1 protein-coding gene is annotated in these 824 nt (G+C 65.3%); it reads left to right on the top strand.

Features of this window, described 5'->3' with window-relative positions; translation table 11 throughout:
- The coding region (locus ON32_RS23405) for a beta-ketoacyl synthase N-terminal-like domain-containing protein (protein WP_040793180.1) at positions 1–824 on the top strand (824 nt) is incomplete at both ends.

Raw genomic sequence — 824 nt, 5'->3', positions numbered from 1 at the left:
CCGATTGCGATTGTCGGGATGGCCTGCCGTTATCCGGGTGGTGTGCGGTCTGCGGAGGATTTGTGGCGGGTGGTCGCCGATGGTGTGGATGCGGTGGGGGAGTATCCGTCGGATCGGGGGTGGGATCTGGAGCGGTTGTTCGATCCGGATCCGGGTGTGCCGAATACCGTTTATGCCCGGGAGGGTGGGTTTCTCGACGGTATCGGTGATTTCGATGCGGGGTTTTTCGGGATCGGTCCGCGTGAGGCGGCGGCGATGGATCCGCAGCAGCGGTTGATGTTGGAGGCCTCCTGGGAGGCGTTGGAGGACGCCGGGATCGATCCGATGTCGCTGCGTGGGAGCGAGGTGGGGGTTTTCGCGGGGGTGATTCATCAGCATTATGGGCCGCGGGTGGGTTCGCCTGCCGTTTCCGCCGAGACCGAGGGGCATGCCTATTTGGGTGTGTCCAATAGTGTGTTGTCCGGGCGGATCGCTTACACCCTCGGATTCCAGGGGCCGGCCGTTTCCGTCGATACGGCGTGTTCGTCGTCGCTGGTGGCGTTGCATCTGGCGTGTCAGGCGTTGCGGCAGGGGGAGGCCGGCCTGGCGTTGGCCGGTGGTGTGACGGTGATGTCGGATCCGTCGTTGTTGATCGCGTTCGCGCGGCAGCGGGCCTTGTCACCGGATGGGCGGTGTAAGGCGTTTGCGGCGGCCGCGGATGGGACCGGTTTCTCCGAGGGGTTGGGGATGCTGGTGTTGGAGCGGTTGTCGGATGCCCGGCGTAACGGTCATCGGGTGTTGGCGGTGATCCGGGGTAGCGCGGTCAACCAGGACGGCGCCAGCAA

It is taken from the genome of Nocardia paucivorans NBRC 100373, from assembly GCF_000308675.1.
Taxonomy (GTDB): Bacteria; Actinomycetota; Actinomycetes; order Mycobacteriales; family Mycobacteriaceae; genus Nocardia; species Nocardia paucivorans.
Note: the sequence above shows the minus strand (reverse complement) of the source record. Positions and strands in the feature narration are given on the sequence as shown.